At 57.3% G+C, this 16,433-nt stretch carries 11 protein-coding genes; 1 reads left to right on the plus strand and 10 read right to left on the minus strand.

Going from position 1 to position 16,433, the window contains the following annotated elements; translation table 11 throughout:
- Positions 1 to 9: 9 nt before the first annotated feature.
- From H1B37_RS18225 to H1B37_RS18270, 10 genes are all read right to left on the minus strand, one after another.
- The gene (locus tag H1B37_RS18225) at positions 10 to 2,643 is read right to left on the minus strand and encodes a CehA/McbA family metallohydrolase (RefSeq protein WP_182868088.1); all 2,634 of its coding nucleotides are present in this window, start codon (positions 2,641 to 2,643) and stop codon (positions 10 to 12) included.
- Positions 2,636 to 5,371: a CehA/McbA family metallohydrolase gene (locus tag H1B37_RS18230; protein WP_182868089.1), complete on the minus strand. Its 2,736-nt coding sequence runs from the start codon at positions 5,369 to 5,371 to the stop codon at positions 2,636 to 2,638. The genes H1B37_RS18225 and H1B37_RS18230 overlap by 8 nt, the downstream gene beginning before the upstream one ends.
- A gap of 29 nt (positions 5,372 to 5,400) precedes the next feature.
- Positions 5,401 to 6,558, minus strand: coding sequence for a hypothetical protein (locus H1B37_RS18235; protein WP_182868090.1), 1,158 nt, complete (start codon positions 6,556 to 6,558; stop codon positions 5,401 to 5,403).
- Positions 6,559 to 6,582: 24 nt separating this feature from the next.
- The gene (locus H1B37_RS18240) at positions 6,583 to 8,589 is read right to left on the minus strand and encodes a polysaccharide deacetylase family protein (RefSeq protein ID WP_182868091.1); all 2,007 of its coding nucleotides are present in this window, start codon (positions 8,587 to 8,589) and stop codon (positions 6,583 to 6,585) included.
- Positions 8,590 to 8,600: 11 nt separating this feature from the next.
- Positions 8,601 to 9,461: a carbon-nitrogen hydrolase family protein gene (locus H1B37_RS18245; protein WP_220498257.1), complete on the minus strand. Its 861-nt coding sequence runs from the start codon at positions 9,459 to 9,461 to the stop codon at positions 8,601 to 8,603.
- 267 nt (positions 9,462 to 9,728) lie between these two features.
- A complete protein-coding gene (locus tag H1B37_RS18250; protein ID WP_182868092.1) occupies positions 9,729 to 9,911 on the minus strand; it encodes a hypothetical protein in 183 nt (60 codons plus the stop codon).
- Positions 9,912 to 9,955: 44 nt separating this feature from the next.
- Positions 9,956 to 11,191, minus strand: coding sequence for a DUF1559 domain-containing protein (locus H1B37_RS18255; RefSeq protein ID WP_182868093.1), 1,236 nt, complete (start codon positions 11,189 to 11,191; stop codon positions 9,956 to 9,958).
- A gap of 128 nt (positions 11,192 to 11,319) precedes the next feature.
- Complete coding sequence (locus H1B37_RS18260; RefSeq protein WP_182868094.1) at positions 11,320 to 13,152, minus strand: lectin-like protein; 1,833 nt, start codon at positions 13,150 to 13,152, stop codon at positions 11,320 to 11,322.
- The gene (locus H1B37_RS18265) at positions 13,152 to 13,700 is read right to left on the minus strand and encodes a sigma-70 family RNA polymerase sigma factor (protein ID WP_182868095.1); all 549 of its coding nucleotides are present in this window, start codon (positions 13,698 to 13,700) and stop codon (positions 13,152 to 13,154) included. Before H1B37_RS18265 ends, H1B37_RS18260 begins: the two co-directional genes overlap by 1 nt.
- Positions 13,701 to 13,826: 126 nt before the next feature.
- Complete coding sequence (locus H1B37_RS18270) at positions 13,827 to 15,152, minus strand: Gfo/Idh/MocA family protein (RefSeq protein ID WP_182868096.1); 1,326 nt, start codon at positions 15,150 to 15,152, stop codon at positions 13,827 to 13,829.
- A gap of 221 nt (positions 15,153 to 15,373) precedes the next feature.
- On the opposite strand from H1B37_RS18270, the gene H1B37_RS18275 reads away from it, so the two are divergent.
- Positions 15,374 to 16,372, plus strand: coding sequence for a carbon-nitrogen hydrolase family protein (locus tag H1B37_RS18275; protein ID WP_182868097.1), 999 nt, complete (start codon positions 15,374 to 15,376; stop codon positions 16,370 to 16,372).
- Positions 16,373 to 16,433: the final 61 nt, after the last annotated feature.

Consider the following 16,433-nt stretch of genomic DNA (forward strand, 5'->3'; position numbering starts at 1 on the left):
GTTCGGGTGTCATTGGGCGTCCGCCTCTTCCAGCAGCCGACGATAAAACGTCCTGGCATGTTCATAAGCAGCTTCGGCTTCTTGCTGCTCTGCTTCTGCGTACGTGGGTTGTTTCGATTTCCAGCATTGATCGACACCCGCCAGGCACCAACGGATGCTGGCGATGGGGCCGCGAATCGGCTTTCCGTCACAGACCACGTAAATCGGGTTGGTGTGCGCGTGCGGGAAAACTCGAATGGCCACCCATTGGCTCTCCTGGACTTTGGCTTCAAACGACAGCTCTTGCAGGCCGCCATCAGCGCGCAGGAGTTGTTTCTGCACAGGATACCCGTTGACGATCAATTCAACCGGAACCTCCGGCGATCCAGGCAAACGTGCGGCGGCGGTGACGGACAAGCCGATGGAGTCCCCCGAGTTGACTTGCAGTTCGCCGCCATCCTGTCCGACTCCAAGGGTTTGGTTGGTGCCGATTCGTGTTGCTTGATAATTCATCAAGTGACAATTGCCGTCGCTGACGTAGCTGCGCCCCTCGGCAATGGACTGCACCCACTTGGCAAACGTCAACTCCTGGTCTACGTGGGCGTACACACGTCCGATGCCGACCCGTTCGCCACTCATGCACGGGAAATCGGTTTCGCCACTGACGGCCACCCGAATGCCGCAATTTAAAACGTGATACCACATGTTCCACTCCGCGACGCGTTCGGTGTTCATCGCCGAAATGAAGTCGACGGCTTGGACGGGTTGACCATCTGGTCCTGGAACCTGGTGCGTCACGTCCACGACGAATTCGTTGGCGCCGATGCCATCGTACGCCGGGATCTTGAAATTGGGTAAACCACGTGGTCCGTCCTTGTCTTCGGTGTTCGGTACACGTCCGATGAAACGGCTGAGTCCGATCGAAGAGTGGGCGGGACCGCAGACGGCGCCTTGCCGCTTGGCCCATCGCAGCGTGTTCAATCCCAGTGTCGGCCAGTGATCTTTTGACTCACCGCCGGGGTAGATCTGTTGCTTCAAATTCAAGAGGTTTAGGTGACCGGACATGTGCGAACCAAACCCGGACACTTCGACGTCGTATCGCAAGGTGTAAGGGTACTGTGATTGTTCAGCGACTTCGCCTGTGAAGAATCGCTTCTGATAATCGAAGCAGGGGCCCCACGTCAGGCAACATCCCACCTTCAGGTCCTCTCCCATGATGTGACGGATCATGTCGTTGGGTTGAACGCCCTGGGTCGGATTCTCGTAGTGCAGGCATCCGGCGGCGTGAATGTGATGGTCTCCTGACCACCAGCCCAGTTTCGCAGGATCGATCCAGCGTTTGACGCGGTAGTGAAACTGCACCGGTTCTTCGCCGACGGTCAGCGTCTTCGATTCGGGAATTGTTTCGGGACCTCGGGAACAGACGATCGAGTATTCGCCCGGCGGTAGCTGTATCGTCTCCTGGTCACCTCGGTAGATATGCCGCTGGAAGAAAAAATCGGGAGCGAGACGTTTGGATTGTGCCGGATAAATTCGCCCCTTGTTGTCCCGGATCTCAAACTTGCCGAATCCCGGTTTCCCCTCCGCATCAAAGACGCGAAACGTCACTTGCGTCGCGGGAACGCAGTCGAAGTCGACATCCAGCTTGGCCCAGTTCTCCGATCGCGTCGCTGCATAGAGGTAGATCCAGTCGATGCGAACGTTTCCCGGTCGGACCAGCGGATCCAGTCGCACGCCCGCCAGGGTGCCATCGACGTGGAAGGGAATTTCGTACAGATGATCCTTGCCCTTGTGAATCACAAAGTTCGTCTGTCGATCGCCGGTCGCCTGTGGCAGATCCTTTGTCCACCAGAACAGTTGTCCGATGCCGCTTTCTTCACAGTTGGCCCAGAATCGAAGGATCAACGGTCCGCCGCGTCCTTCCACTTCGGCGCCCATGAACGGGTCTTCACCGGTCGATTTGAATTGCAGCGACCCGTTTTCCGCTTTGATTTCGCATTGGTTCATCGCATGCCACCCGTCGGTGTCTTTGTCGAAACGCCATTCGCGAAACAATTCCCCGTCATCGCCAGGGCCGCTGCTTACGGTGAACTCCAACGCAGCGTTCTTGGTCCCCACATCGCGGCTGTAGACCTGGACGATGCGGTATTCCAGTGGCAGACCACTTAGATCGGGACGCATCGGTTGTCCGTCAAAGGACGAGATCTGCATCCAGCGAGAGGGGATTTCATCCGCGGGTGCGTGGGGCAACGGACGCGCATTGGGGCTCTCGATCAGCAACCGGTTGGTGCGCCGTGGCGTATTGATGACTTTGACCAGAAACGTCCGCCAACCCTGTTCCAACAGTTCTCGTTTTGCCGATCCCGGTCGCACCTTGGGCGCACCTTCGGGTTGAACGTCGACGATCGCCAAACAATACGGATCCAGCAGCTGCTGAACCTCCGCCACAACCTGCTGGTCATCCGGCAGCGACTTTAACGCCGTCAGGCGGTCGATGGTTTCGGCGTCAAACGGATTTCCGACGACATCCATCGCTTCGATCAACCGATGAACTTGCGCCAGCATGGGTTGTCGGGGAATGTTCGGCAACGCCGCCGCTTCTTGTGCGACCAATGCCGGGCAGAAAACTCCCAGCGTCAACAATCCGATCAGCAGTCTACTCATTCGATTTTTCTGTTGCTATAGTGCCCGGGTTTGAATCAATCAGCAGGTCCGCGGTGGCTCGGAAACCAAGGTCCTGTGTGCCTTGGCCCACGTTCGCTATCAGCCGGACTTCCTTCAGTCCGCCCTCGCGCACCAGGAGTTCGACGACCTTGTATTCCTGCGGTGCGCCGGTCAAAAAAGCAGACGTAAATGGACTGTCGACGATTTCGACGTCGCACCACGTTGCTTCCGCGGGCGGATCGCTGGCGATGTCGATCGTTTGGATCTGCAAGGGGGCTGTCGAACCGGCGGTGTTTTCGACCGAAACAAGAAATCGCTGGGGACGACCTTGTCTCAGTTCGATCTGATTCCGCGTTGCCGAAATCTTGACCCGAGACTCGGGGTTTAAGGACGCCGAAAGCAGCACCAGTGGTTCGACCGCTTGGTGTAGTTGGAGCGGGGATCGAACTTTTGCCAGCGTGTCCAATATCGGAGTTACGACGTCGGGTGCTCCGAACCGACGCAACACATTGGTAATCCGTTTCTTCGCGGCGCGCCAGTCTTCGTTGTTGCTTCGAGCGCTCTCCAGTTGGCTGGGCAATTGACGAAACATCCTGATGCCCTGTTGGATGTATCCGACCGCTTCTTTCCGCTGTGTGTCGTTCGCAAAGCGACCCCGCACCAAGATTTCACCTGAGTGTTCACGCATGCGTCGGATCCAGTACTGCGCGGCGTCCGGATTGAACCGAGGAGTACGATCGACTTGCACGTAGACCGGGCTGGTATGGGCGACGCCGGGTCCGGTGATCGCATTGAAGTTCCCGAACCCGAAATCCGCGCGGCCCTCCGATCGGTTGCTGCATCGCGCTACGATCCAACGACTCTCTTGTGCCGGGATCTCAAGATCAATCACCGCGGTTGTTGCGTCGACGACCTTTTCCGCGAGGACCTCTCCATTGGACAGTACTTGAAAGGTGCCGACCCGGTCACGCGAGACGACTTTGGCACGGATTCGCAGTCGTTGGGTGGGGCCGGCGTGGATCTGGTCTCCAATATCGGCTTCGTTGACGGTCAGGAACAGCAGCGGTCCGGACGTCGTGAACGTTCTGCCGCGGCGAATGCCTTCGATCCAGCGGTCGTAGGAGAATTGCCCGTCGATTTTGACATAGGCTCGAGCGATTCCCAATGGACGGGCCGGATGATCGCTGCCGTTGGTCAACGGAATTCGAAAGCCGCAATCCAGCAGACGATAGTAGAGTTCCGGCTCCATTTGATCCAGCGAATTGGACAGGTTGTGAATCACGTTGACCGGAACGTCCTTGTTGCCACCCGTTCCATGCGCTTCGATGCTGATTCCGCCTTGCCCGCGACACGCGTCGATCGCCGTACGATTGATCGGGTAGTCCAGTGCGTCGGGGCCTGCAATGATCGATCCCGTGCCGATCGGTTGCACCAGCCAATCAATGTTCAAGAAGCACAGGTGCCCGTACAGGTCTTCATTGCGATACTCTTCGCCCATCTGAATGTGAAAGGAGGAGTCGCTGAATTCCTTGACCGGCCCCATCGCAGCCTGCGAGGGTTTGATGAACGCTTGATTCGCATAGCGTTGCAATAAGGTCAGATTATTCGCGACGCGAAGGTCCTCGGCGCGCTGAACCATCGAAAGCAATTGCAGTGGTTCGTCGACGTTCCATGCGTTGGTCACCCAATGCACGTGCGTGTCACCGGAAATCCATCCGTCGGCCGCCATGTCGACCAAACGCTCGCAGGACAGTGCCAGCCGTTTCGACTGCCCTGGTTTCAAGGTCGCTTCGACAGTCCGCCGGCGGTGTTCGAATCCCCGTTCTGCCGTGACAATCGTTTTTCCGGCCGGAATCGAAACCGTAAACGGGCCATCGCTGTAGACGAACGGCATACGTTGTGATGTACCGATCGGCGGGTAGACGATGGGTTTCTCTGTCAGCGTGGAGTTTTCAGCATATTCGCCCGCCAGTCGGCACACGCCATCACTGCACTGAACCGTGACTCGTCCGGCCACCGGGGTGCCTTGTTCGGACAGTTCGATTTGCAACGTTGCCGGAGCCGTCACTCGGACGGGAATCGAGACGTTGGAGACGACGTCCGGTTGTGATTCCAATTGAAGCGTCATCCGCTCCGGGGCTTCTGATTCTGGAGGGACTCTCAGCGAACTCAGGAACCAGGTTTCGGAGCCTGACTCGACGCGAGTGCTAACGGGTAGATCCGCGTTCGCAGGAACCAGTTGCGGACGAATGCCGGCGATTCGGATGGCGCGCGGCTGGTTCGATCGATTGATCACTCGGCAAAGCAAAGGAGATTCCAACCCTCGACTAAGCTGTAGCTGTTGCTTGGGATCGGCAAGTGTCGATCCATGGTCGGACAGCACGATCGTTGCGCTCGGCAACAGCGATGCGAGTTGATTCATCGTCTGCTGCCGTAGCTGACGAAGCCGTTCGATCTTGACCGCATCGGGATCGCCGTGGATGAATTGATGCTCCAGATAGGCCTGTCGAATCAAATCGTCTTTCACTGCCGTCGGCCATTTGGCGACCAGCGAAGTCAACAGGTCGAACGCGTGTCGTGCTTCCGTGACCGCTTGCGGGCTGGAAGACGGATCCGATGGCTGACTGGACGCGAACCGGTCATCGTGATGCCCTTCGTGCGCATGAGACTGAATCCCAGCAGCCGCGACCAGTATCACCATCACGCCGGCCCGGCAGTAGTCATTCATGACTTTAGATCTTGTGATCGGTGGTGCTGTCATTGCGTTTCGTCGGATTGATCCCGCTTTTGGATTCGGTCGGCGAATTCGACCGCCGTATGGCTAAGCGTAAACGGCTCGCTATCCGGTCCCAAACGATCGGGGAAACGGTACCAACCTTCCAGGATGTAGCGATCTGGGCGCCCGCCGTGACGATGGTACAGGTCCAGGTATTCAAGCGAACGTTTGGCGAAAGCTTCGTTTGACGTCGCGCCACCGTACTCGGAATTGACAATCAATTCGAACTTCAGTCCTGCCGAACGGACGATATTCTCCAACTCCAGAATCCGCGGCAACCAATCGACGGCGGCGGGGTCTTTCACCGGTTCAGGCCACTTCGTGCCCTGCAAACTGAATTCGCCCGTCGCGAACTCGAAGGGGTGGTCCACGCGGACACCTTCCAACGGCACGCCGGTTTCCTCGCAGCGGCGGATCAGAAGATCGATTGCGGGACGGAAATCGCCCCAGTACATGCCCTTGGGACCGCTGCCCCAGTAAGCAATCTCACCGTCCCAGCCCCAGTTGGGAAAGTTGGTCAAGGCGACAAAACGCACCCGGGGATGTGCTTCGCGCCAAACCTGCATGTAGCGAATGATTTCGTCGACCGCCTGGCCGACGTCCGCTATCCCTTTGGATTCTCCGACGGGAGACGTACGCCCCAGGTCGGCCCCGGGGTACAGAAAACGCCGAATGGGGCCGTCCAAGGCGATGACGTCGATCCCGTCGGCCGCGCTGATCAGGTTCTCCAGCTTTTTCATTTCCACGCGCGCTGTTTCAACGCCAATGCCGGCCTCGACGACCATCCGCTCTCGTTCCCGAATGGGCGTGTCCGGCGAAGGGTCCAGAAACTGATCTGGAATCGCCACCCAATCAAAGTAGCCGCCGCTGACCCCAACTTCGATGCCTTCCTTTCGCAGCGACTTGCAAAAGTCGACCAGGTTCTGCGGCGGAACTTTGTAAGCGATCATGTTGATGTAGAACTCAATTCCATCAATCGCTCGGCTCGCTTGTTTCCAATCGTGCTGGGGATTTCCAAGGTTTTCCGGGTTGTAGTGTCCCAGCCACAATTCCGGCGTTTCAGCAATCGAAGCGACTGGGAATGCCACGCACAGGCAGCAAAAGGCAAAGATGTTTCGCATGGTTGCAAAGAGGTTCATTCTCCGATCTCGTTATTGTTTCTGCTAATAAGCTTCATATCGAATGTCACGCAAACGTTTCCCGGTCTTGACATCCGACAGACGGACGAAGCAGGCGGTCAGTCGTTGTGTGCCGACCCCCAGCGTGCATCCGGGGTAGATGATGACAATCTTGTTATCGCCTTTCTGCAGTTCGACACGATGATCCGCGCCAACTTTCTGGCCATTGACCAAAATCGTTCTGACACCGGGATGGCTGGTCATCACGGCGGCCTGACGCTTTTGGGGTGAATGGACGGTGCTGCGAAGGACATAACCCTGTGAACTCGCGTCCCAAGTGCCCATCGTCCGCACATATTCGGGGTTCAACCAATCGTGATTGACGTAGCCATCACGCGCCCTGGGACGCCATGGAAACGGCGATCCGGCCGACACCTCCCAGCTTTCTGCCGAAGGTTGTTGCTGAGCCAGTGTGACAAGCCGTTCGACATCGAATTGGTCATTGGGGATCGGGCCAAGGATTGCAAACCCGTCTTTGGGAAGTGATTCGTCGGGCGTCTTCCCAGGACGCTGACACGTCAAATGGATTCGGCCCGGTTGTCCATCGAGCAAGAAATCGACTTGGGCGGCAAAGTGCTCCTGCCCCCAGCGTTGGTCTGGCTGCGGTGACAACTGCAACTCTTGGCTTAACGAAAGCGACTGAAGATCATTCCGTTGAGCGTGTTGAATGGGGGCCGAGACTTGGTACCCGATCGGAACGCGCCAGGCCACACGCAATCGATCCAAACGGTGGTCCCCTGCGCACTTGAGTGACAATTTCAGCGATTGATTCTGTGCATGCAGCACCCCGTTGATCTGAGGAAAATCGGGGTCCGGCTCCAGTTTGCTTTCGTTCGGATGATTGTCTGGATTTGCGATGTGGCCGATTTTGGTTGGAAGTTGATCGTCTTTGGGGTGCCCCAAATGAAACAGGCAACGATCTTCCAGCTGGCGATCGGACATCACGACCGTCGCGTCGTTGCAGTCAACGGAAAGAACCGTTTTCGACCCGACACCGTTAATCGACAGCGTCAGCGGCGTATCGTCGTTGACGGCCAGCACACTTGGTCGCGTGACAGCGACGCGGATCGTGTTGCCCGATCGCCGCACTTGGGTCAGCTTTGCCTCGCGGTACTGTCGCCGATACGATCCGTACTGGTTTTGATTACAATGCCAGACGTCTTCCAGTCCAACCAACAGATCGAATCGTTTTCGCAATTCGTCGTACCCGTATTCGGACCGCTGTGTTCCGTACCACGCGTGCATCGAATTGCTGATCATCGGATAGTGTTCGGTTAGCGATTCATCGTTGTAAGCCCACTGGATGGCGTTCTGGAATGTTTCCAAGGTTTGGTTCTCCGGCGGCATGATCGGGCTCAGTTCATGCTGCAGGTCGATGTCGTTAAAGAAGCTGACGTATTCCGACAGGTGGTAAAAACCGGCTCGCTCCAATGAATCCAGCGTCCGCAAGGTGACCGCTTTGTCTTCGGGGCCGGGACGGATGTCGACAAACGAGTAAGCGTAGGAAGTGACCGGCCGGTCCAGCATCGATTCCCACGCGATTCGGACTCCAGACATCTCTTGGAACATTCGGTGGCTGTGAAAGTAGGTCACAAAGGGATGCGTCAGCGAGTGTCCACCGATACTGTTGCCGCCTTCCAACAGTTGCTTTGCGACGGGCAAGTAGTCGGCGGGACGGTTCTCCGGCGAAAACTCACGGTCGTTCAGATAAAAGGTCCCGCGAATACCGTATTCCTTCATCATTTCGCGTGTCTTGACGTTGTCACTGGTCCAATTGTCATCCCAGCGACACGAGACCGCACGGTAGTGGCCGTCAAACAGCGGTTCGATTTTGATCTCTGCCCGATCGGCGGACGCTTGATCTTGAAACTGAATGGTCACGATCTGCATCCGCTGATCCGAACCGATTTCTTGCCCGGCACAGCGGATCGTGATCAGTGCCAGCAGTCCGACGCTGATCGTTCGTCGAATCGTATTCGATAAGTGAAACATAAGATCTGTGATTACCGTGATGATGGATCGAACGCGTTTCCGAAAGCATCCTCGCGTTGAAACACGCCACGATCGGCAGCTTGCGTCAACACGTCATAGCGATGGGGGCGGCGCCAGGCATTTCCCCACAGACTTCGCTCTCGGTAAAAACGTAGCGAGGCGAGGTCGATGTCGGCGTAGTGCAGCCCTTGTTCTTGGCCAGCTTTCGCGATCTGACTTCCCGCGGCGTCGAAGGCGACCGAGCAGCCGTTGTTCTGTGGTGCCGGATAATTCGTCATGACCATCGCCATGGAGTTTTCGTAGGCCCGCACTTGGAACTGAGCGAGACGTAGTGAGTCCAGCAGACAGGCGTTGGGGGTCAACACCACTTCTGCACCGGCGAGCATCAAGCTGCGAGCGCTTTCTGGAAACTCGCGATCAAAACAGATCATCGCTCCCACGCGAACGCTTCCGTGCTTTGTGTCCAGATCGACCGCTTCCCATCCTGTGCCGGGCGTCAACGCCGCTTCAAACGCAAAATCACACGTGTGCACCTTGCCGTACGTCAACACGATCTCGCCGTGACGATTGATCAAACTGACGGCGTTGCGCGGGTGGGGGTGATAGCTCTGCAAATAGGTTGCGGCGATCGCGAGATCCAATTCCTTTGCCAAGGCCCGCAATCGGCCGACCCACGTTCCATCAACCGGTGTGGCTTGCTGACGCCATGCCGCCACGGTCTGTTGATTAAAGTCGGTAAAACCACGGTAGCCGATGTTCCACATTTCGGGCATCAGCAAGATGTCGGCCCCACGGTCCGCGGCCTGCCGACAATACGATTCCGCGATTTGTAGGTTCCTTTCTTGGTCATTACCAGCCGGGATCGCTTGCATCAACGCAACTCTTAGGACGTTGGCTGACGCGGACGGATTCGATTTTGACTCCGTCGTGTGATTTTCCGGCTCGCCGGCTCGAATCATGGCTTGGCCGGCAACGAGGCCGCCTGTGGTACCCACAAGCTTTAGAAAATGACGTCGGTCGCTCATCGCGAGACGACTCCGTATTGTTAGGGAATGTGGTGCCAATCGTCTCGATCGTCTGACGGATTGCATCAACGATCGAAACGACATGGCACGTGAGAACCTAGGTGGTGTTAGCGACTATCGTTGGCCGGGCAACTTGGATTGGCTTTGCATCTGCGATTGAAAGTCCGCAAACGCTTGCTTTTTGGCTTCCAACACTTCTGGATCAGGTTGTTCAACGATACGGTTTGAACCGTCATCGCATCCGACGGTGATCAAGATGAACGCGAATGCGATGGTTAGTATGAATGGCTTTAACATGGTGATCGGTTTGGAGATTGGAGACGGGTAGTCGTGAACATTTGCTACAGTGCTTCCTCGATGACTTCACCGGACGCTCGTGTTCCGAGTGCTCCCCACAGGCCGTACGGACTTTGGCTGCCCGGGACGTTCGGCTGGCTGATGACGGGCGCGTTTGGCGTGCCCGCTTCGATCGAGTCGGTGATGAACTTCACCGCACCGTCGCCCATCAAGATGTGGCATCCGCCTTGGTGCTGGCTGCTGGGACCGTAAACACCGGGGACAACCAACAAGTTCGGGCCGCAGAGTTCGCGGTTGGGGGGCAAGATGGTCATGACTTGTTGGACCGAAGGCAGATAACTGGCCCACATCATTCCACGGGTCACGGGGTAGCCGGACACCAGGAACGGGGGCGGCGTTCCGCCGTCGCTGCCGCTGGACCAGAACCTCGGCCGGTCGGGGCTGATCTGGCCGGTGTCGGAGCAGTGCATCGGATTCGCCTGCGGCATGTTGCTGCCAATTGCGAAGTTGTCTTCGCCATTACCCAACGAGACCGCGCCGCGGATATCGCGGTCACCCAACTCGGTCACGATTTCCCCCATCGCAATCGTATTGGAAAGACCGTCCAGAATGTCACGGAATTTGGAAGCGCGTCGAAACGCAAAGGTGCCTCGATCGGCTGCTCGTACATAAGGTGCCATAAAGGAATCAATTCCCGAGAGCGTCCAATTGCTCCAACCATGTGCCAAACTGGAGTGGCAGGAATCACCCATGCACGCACCATAGTTGGTGCGACCTTGTGCGGGGGCACCGACGCCGGGATCGCTGGGGCAACGCAGTGTTGGGATTTCGGTCATCCAAGGGATGTAGTCGAATTCATCCTGTGGCACCGGTCCCATGGGGTTCCATCGGCCGGAAACGGGAGGCGTGGTGATGAAGTCGGTGTTGGGGTTTGCGATCTGATCCCAGAGTGCTTGCTGTTCAAAGAACGGCAGCAAGCCGACCAGCATACTGAGCCGTTCGTGCGATGCGCCTTCAATCGGCGTGGGTTCGCCCCATCCACCGGCTCCCGGCGCTAGGCCTGTCCCCGTGCCGTGTGTCGGCAATTGCATGTAGGCCGAATGGTAGTTGTGGAGTGCTAAGCCGATTTGTTTGAAGTTATTGCTGCAACTCATCCGTCGGGCTGCTTCGCGGGCGGCTTGAACGGCGGGAAGCAACAACCCGACCAAGATGCCGATAATGGCAATCACGACCAGTAGTTCGACGAGGGTAAATCCGCGTGAATGCTTGCGGTACGACATGGAAGACTCCTACACATCAGGAATGTATGCCTGTGCAGCCCTCGTCGAGAGGGAGAAGGCGTGAAACGAACAGGTGCTGGGAAATAGCAGGGAGGATGATTGAAGGCGGGATGATCGTGTAAAGTCGATCACGGGTATTCGATCAGGTATCCGAACCAGTTCGCGGGACGCGCTTCCATCGCGCGCGTCTGTACACTCCATTGATTTTTTGTGTGGTCCCATCGCAGCAATCCATAGACATCGCTGGTGGGCAAAAACGGTTGGTGAATTTCGATGTCTCCGACGCCTTGGCCGTTGACCCAGGTCAGTCCGTCTTGCTTTGATCCTGACAGGCCGATCATGTTTTCTGGGATGCCGCACACGCGAAGAATGTTGTCGACGATAAAGTCCGTCTCTTCCTGAGTCTCCAGGACAACGAGGTGCCCTTGCGAACCGTTGAAACTGGACTCGCTGGCACGTTGTTGGATGTCTTTCCAGTCGGTCGCCTGAAGCGAAAGCACGAGCCGGTAGGAGTGTCCGTTGCCGCCGACCTCTTCTGGCCACTCGATCGGGTCCATGGTCATGCTGCGTTGCTGAAGCGCATCAACCGGTGGCTCGAATTCGACCAGAAACGCAGAGATCTTTTCGTGGATACTGTCGACACTCAAATCGTTCCACGCCCAGGGCTGGTGGTCGACAAACGACGTGTACATGCCGTAGTCTTCCCCTCCGTGCCAATCCGCTTCCCGGTAGTTGTCTGGTTGTTGCGAGGGGTAGCTGGCCCAATTCGAATACTCCAACGGTTCACCGGTGACCCAACGGAAATGGGATTCACGCAACACGTCGGTCAATCCAATCCAGATACCGCGTTGGGCAACGTCTTGGATCACTTTGTCGATCAAGAAGCGGTCTTCTTCCGCTGACGTCACCGTGACCAAGTGACCGGGGAGCCCGTTGTGATACAGACGCATGGCTTTTAATGCCGCTTCATGCCACGAAATCGGTCGGTCCAGAACGACCAACTGGTAATAATGCCCGTTGCCACCTTGCTGCGTCGTCCACTGGATCGGATTGGCGGCACGCAACGCCAGTCCACCGAAACGATTCTTGGAATAGGCGATTCTCTCACCGGGTCTGCCTGCCGTTTCGAACCGCATTGCCTGGCCGTCGATCAACTCTATCGGATCACCCGACGGACCGTCTTGCACATCCACCTGGCCGCGAAACACGTGGACTTCCGAGGCGCCGCCCGGTTCCGCGACCACACCAAATTCGGTTCCTTGATCCACTAGTTCCGACGTTGGCGTGCGCACCCGAAACCCGATCGCGCTGGGAGGCATGTGCGCTGCCAGTTTCCCAGAATCCAGGTAGGCCGAAAACGACGATTCCACGTCCAACTTGGCCGGACCAGAAACCACCAGCTTGGCCCCCGAGTCGAAGACGATCTCGGCTTCACCCGACTCCAAGGAAACCGCACCCGGCTCGATTCGTGATCCCACATCGATCGCCTGTCGGTTTTCTGCCCAAACCGGCGTCGACGCGCTCAGCAACGTGGCAACAAACGACTGAGACAGCGGTTCAGTCCCCACGGCCCCTTGGTCGCTTGGACCCGACTCAGCAATCGGGCCGGGCAGGGACGCATTGTTGCCCGAGCGGCCCGCCCAAAAAGCGCTTAAAGCAATCAACATCACCACGGCAACCGCGAGCAATGCCAGAGACGCCTTGGTGCCCCAATCACTGCCTTTCAACTTTCGACGCATCGTCGGCTCTTGCAACGCGCTCAGTTTCGATGCGGCTTCGCCAGTCCGATATCGCCACATCAATTCGCCGTTCAAACGGGCGTAGGCAAGGTAAGCCTCTCGAAGCTCGGCGCTCGCTTCCAGCTTCTGGTTCAGCCTTTTCGCCTCCTCTGGGGAAATCGTGCCATCGCAAGACTTCCCGATCAGCTTCAGCATTTCTTCGGTGACGTTTGGTTCTGCCATCAGTTCGTTCCTCCTGAACCGGCGGGATTGATCGAGACTTGACCTTCGATGCAATGAATCAGCGAGCGTCGGATACGATGCAGCCGCATGTAAATCGCATCCGCAGAAATTCCCAGCGTTTCGGCCACGGATCTTGCCCCCACAGATTCCAAATAACACTTCTCCAACAGATCTCGCTGGCGATCTTGCAGCACTTCCAAGCAATGCTCCAACGCCTCCACTCGATCCACGTCGGGTTCCTCCTCGACCTGCTCGGCCAGCATCGAGATCACCGCGTCTGACAAATGAACGTTTTTTCGTTCGCTACGGCGCAAGAAGTTCCTGACTTCATTCAAGGCGATCCCTCGCGCCCAGGACACAAATCCATAGCGTGAATCAAAGCGATCCCACTTCTGCCACATCACCAAACTGGTACGCTGGAGGATGTCTTCCGCATCCGACCGGTTGGGGACCAGCGTGGCGATGTAGGCGTACACGCGTCCCTGATTCTGGAGGTACAACAACGCGAAGTCGTCTTTCGAAAGTGGAGTTGATTGATCGTCCGCCATCTGAATTCCGTCGGTCGTTCGTGGTCGCCACTCGTAATCGTGGTCAGGTGGTTTGGTCTAACGCATTTTTGCAAAAAATTCGCAAAACTCGCGACAAACTTTAAGCCCCCGCTCGAGCAACGAGGGCTAAGACACCTCAAACCCGTTGCGTTGCTCGCGCACCAGCCACTCGTTGGCGGCTTGGTCATCCATGACCGTCTGACTGGCTGGATCCCACCGCAAGTTGCGTCCCAGTCGCATCGCGATGTTGGCCAAGTGGCAGACGTTCAAATGCCGGATGTGGCTGGCGGGGTCCGAGATCCCCGCCCCGCGTTCTCGACAACTGCGATAAAAATTCTCCATGTGAGGCATAACAGGCCGGCCCTTGCGAAGGCTGTCAAACAAGAACTTGTCCAGGGGATGGCTGCTCAAGTCTTCGATGGGTTTGCCGGTCAGCTTGCCGCGGTTGACAAAGAAGCGGCCTTGTTCGCATTCGAACAAGATGCCGTTATCAAATCCAAGTTGCTTGGCGTGATCGCAAATGATCAATTCAGTCCCGCCGGGGAAGCGGCAGCGGATCCGGAAGGAATTTGCGGTGTTGTACTGGTTGTCCAGAGCTGGCATTCCGTCGACAAGTTCGACTGGGTGGGCCGCATCCAATACCTCGATCGCTATCGGTTGGTCACCACCGCCGCCCAGCGCCCACATCGCGATGTCGACATGGTGGGCACCCCAGTCGGTCAGCTTTCCGCCGGAGTATTCGTACCACCAGCGAAAGTTGCCGTGACATCGCTGCGGAATGTAATCGACCTCCGGTGCCTGCCCCAGCCACTGATTCCAATCCAGGCTCTCCGGCGGCGGAGTGGACTTGAACGGCCCTCCGGTCGGGCCGCCGCCGATTGCCGCCGTGATCCGCTTGATCGCCCCCAGACGACCTGACCTCGCTAGTGCAACTGCGGTCTGAAAACTGGGGTCGCTTCGTTGCTGGGTTCCGACCTGGAGAACGCCGCCGGTTTCCCGGACGACTTTTTCGATCAGCCGACCTTCGTCCACGGAGAAGGTCAACGGCTTTTCACAGTAGACATCCTTTCCGCTTCGCAAGGCGTCAACGGTAATCTTTGTGTGCCAATGGTCGGGCGCGCAGACAAAAAACACGTCGATGTCATCGCGGTCAAGTAACTCGCGGTAGTCGACGCAGACGGTCGTCGCTTCCGGTACCAGCGATTTATAGGCGTCTGATCGCTGGCGGTCGACATCGCAGATCGCAGTGATTTTGAAGTGTGGCGCCAGGTTAACGCGAGCGTGATGCGAGGCGATCCCGCCGCAGCCGATCACCGCTCCACGCAAGGGCTCCTTCGTGTCGACCTCGTTCGCGGCGACCGTGCCGGCCCGGCTTAGCGCCGACGACGCGACTCCGCAGGCAGCAAGTGAGTGATGCAGGAATCGGCGTCTGGAATGTCGCGGTGTTGTCATGATTCATTGATCGATCAAAAAGGTAACGCAGCGTCCGGGGCCATGGGCATGCATAGGTCCAACATCTGATCGTGTGACGGGCGCGAGATCTAACGAACGTTCACTACATTTTTTCGATCAAATTATTCTCCGTTAGATTTCCGAGGGCCAAAACGATCAAGTGACAGAACCAGAGTGCTTGTCTGTTGCCAGTCCGTCTGCCTCGTTGTTTTGGAAATTTGATGGTCGTTCGAATATTGATGCTGTGCTTCGCCGGGGTCGTTGCTGGCCCGTTGCCGGCGCAGGGCCCCCAAGGGAAACCGGTTCCACCACTGAACCAATCCAAGGACTCGGTTCGTGTCGCGGTGGCGCAGATGCAGATTGATCACGCCGCCTTGCAGCCCGACCAAGACACCGTCGACGCACTGGTTCCCTGGATGAAACGGGCGGCGGATCAGCACGCGGATTTGCTGGTTTTTCCCGAGTATCTGCTTGGGTCGTTCCATTTGAAAAGTGCTCTCGTCGACAAGCTTTGCGAGCAGGCCAAAACACATGACCTGAACGTCGTCGTCGGCGGCTGGGAGCACTTTCCCGAGGTTGCGATCAAACAACCACCGGATCCTGGAACGTATGCCAACACGCTGCTGGTCGCCGGCCGCGACGGGGCATTGGCCGGCACCCACCGCAAAATGCATGCAGCGGTTGGTCCCAATTCCCCCTATTGCTGGCCACCGGATCCAGATGAAAAGGGTGAAAACACGATGGTGCTTGGCCAGGAGAACGGAATCGTGGACTTGGATTTTGGCAGGATCGGGTTGCTGACCTGCTACGACGGGTATTTCTTTGAAAGCTTCCAGATGCCCTCACTGCGCGGCGCGGAATTGCTGGTTTGGGTCAACGCTCGCGGCGGCATGGTGGAACCACACATCATCCAAGCAGCCAGCTTTATCACATGCACCCACGTGGTTGCGTCCAACCAGTCGGTCGGGTGTGGATCCGCGATCTGTTCGTATCCCGGATGGAAACTTGACCACGCCGCGCCGGAGCCCGGTTCGGAAGCGTTGCTGGTTGGTGATTTGGACCTGAAAGAACTGCGAAATCAACGTTTGAACAACCGCATGATGCACCAGCGACGCCCGGAGATTTACGGGACCGTATCAAAACGTTGGCAGCCTTGGCGCGCTTATCCCGATCTAAAACCGTTTCAGTACGATGCGCCAGAAAGCGGCGAGGGACGTTAGTCGTGATTCAGAGCAACAGACCCGCGCGTCGGGCTGCAGCGGCGCTTGCCGCTTTGATGCT

It is taken from the genome of Stieleria mannarensis, from assembly GCF_014154935.1.
Lineage (GTDB): Bacteria > Planctomycetota > Planctomycetia > Pirellulales > Pirellulaceae > Stieleria > Stieleria mannarensis.